The 1,776-nt window shown below is 63.4% G+C and carries 2 protein-coding genes; both read left to right on the forward strand.

What is annotated here, in order from left to right; all coding sequences use genetic code 11:
- The first annotated feature begins 82 nt into the window (after positions 1–82).
- On the forward strand, positions 83–997 hold the full coding sequence (locus IVB12_RS00005; RefSeq protein ID WP_247294415.1) for an NAD(P)-dependent oxidoreductase: 915 nt from the start codon (positions 83–85) through the stop codon (positions 995–997).
- Positions 997–1,776, forward strand: a 780-nt coding sequence (locus IVB12_RS00010) for a dihydroxy-acid dehydratase (protein WP_247294418.1), incomplete at its 3' end; no start/stop codon positions are given. The genes IVB12_RS00005 and IVB12_RS00010, both read left to right, overlap by 1 nt.

Here is a 1,776-nt window from a genome sequence, read left to right on the forward strand (position 1 = left end):
GATCGAAACGGGCAGTCCGACCTGCATTGCGTTCGCTTGACGACGCGGCGTGAATTCAGCGCATTGAAGAAGGGAGCCACAGATGAAGATAGGCTTTGCGGGCCTCGGGCAGATGGGCCGCCCGATTGCAATGAATTTGCTGAAGTCGGGTGCGGCGTTGGCGGTCACGGACCGATCGTCCAAGTCGTTCACCGAATTCGAGAGCAAGGGGGTGGCTGCGTCCGCCGATCAGTCGTCGATCTTCGATGCCGACGTCGTCTTCCTCTGCTTGCCCAACGACAAGGCAGTCGAGGAGGTCGTCACGGGGGAGGGCGGTTTCTTGACCCGTGCCCGCGCCGGCCAGATCGTCATCGATCTGAGCACCATCACCTACAAGACGACCGTTTTGGTCGCCGAGAAGCTGGCATCGCGCGGCGTCCAGTTCCTCGATGCGCCGATCTCCGGAATGGAAGCGCGCGCGATCGACGGGACCCTCACGGTGATGTGCGGTGGCGATCGCGCGGTGTTCGACAAGGTGAAGCCGCTCCTGGACCTGATCGGCAACAAGATTCTTTACATGGGTGGCCCCGGCAGCGGACAGCTTACGAAGCTCATCAACCAGCTTCTGTTCGACATCAATGCCGCGGCGCTCGCGGAGATCCTTCCGATGTCGAAGAAGATGGGGCTCGATCCCGATCTAGTCGGTGAGGTCGTCAACAGCGGCACCGGCCGCAGCTACGCGTCGGAGTTTTTCATTCCCCGGATCCTGAAAGGGCATTTCGGCGACGGCTATCCGATGAAGCACGCCTACAAGGATCTGATCAGCGGTGCCGAATTGGGAGCCAATCTCTCGATCCCGATGCCGGTCCTCGCCGCGGCGACCGCGACCTACCAGATGGCCCTGCTGAAGGGGCATGGCGATAAGGACAAGGGCGGAATGGTCACGGTCTTCGAAGAGCTGCTCGGCGTCGACTACCGAAGTCAGGAAGGCGCATCGGCGAAGTCAGGAGAGAAGTGATGGCGGATCACGGCATAGACAACGGACTTACAAACTACGGCGACAAGGACTTCGCCAGATTCTTGCGCCGTTCCTTCGCGCGGTCGATGGGCCTGTCACGCGAGATGCTCGCCAAGCCGATCGTCGGTATCGCAATGACGCCCTCGGGCTTCAACAATTGCCATCGGCACATGCCCGAACTCGTCGAGGCGGTCTCGCGTGGCGTACTCGCCGCGGGCGCGCTGCCGCGGCCGTTTGCCACGGTGTCGCTCGGCGAGGTGTTCCTCAACCCGACGAGCATGATGTACCGCAACCTCATGGCCATGGACACCGAGGAGATGATCGGTGCGCAGCCCATGGACGCGGTCGTGCTCATCGGAGGCTGCGACAAGACCGTGCCCGCCCAACTGATGGGTGCGGCTTCGGCCAATCTGCCAGCGATCCAGCTCGTCACGGGACCGATGATGACGGGGCGGCACAAGGGACAACGCTTGGGAGCTTGCACGGACTGCCGCGGTTTCTGGGCCAAGTACCGGGCGGGGACCGTCGACAAGGATGAGATCGACACCATCGAAGGCCGCCTGTCGGTGACCGCCGGGACCTGCGCCGTGATGGGCACGGCGTCCACGATGGCCTGCATCGCCGAGACGCTGGGCATGTCGTTGCTGGGCACCGCCGCGATCCCCGCGGTGCACGCCGACCGGCTGGTCGCCGCGGAAGAGACCGGCAAGGCGGCGGTTCGCCTGATCGGCACCAAGATAGCGCCGCGCGACGTCATCACCCGCAAGTCGGTCGAGAAC

This window comes from Bradyrhizobium sp. 179, from assembly GCF_023073535.1.
GTDB lineage: Bacteria > Pseudomonadota > Alphaproteobacteria > Rhizobiales > Xanthobacteraceae > Bradyrhizobium.

What these genes read in the sequence shown, in the direction of transcription:
- IVB12_RS00005 (WP_247294415.1), top strand. Translation starts at nt 83, where the DNA reads ATGAAGATAGGCTTTGCGGGCCTCGGGCAGATGGGCCGCCCGATTGCA.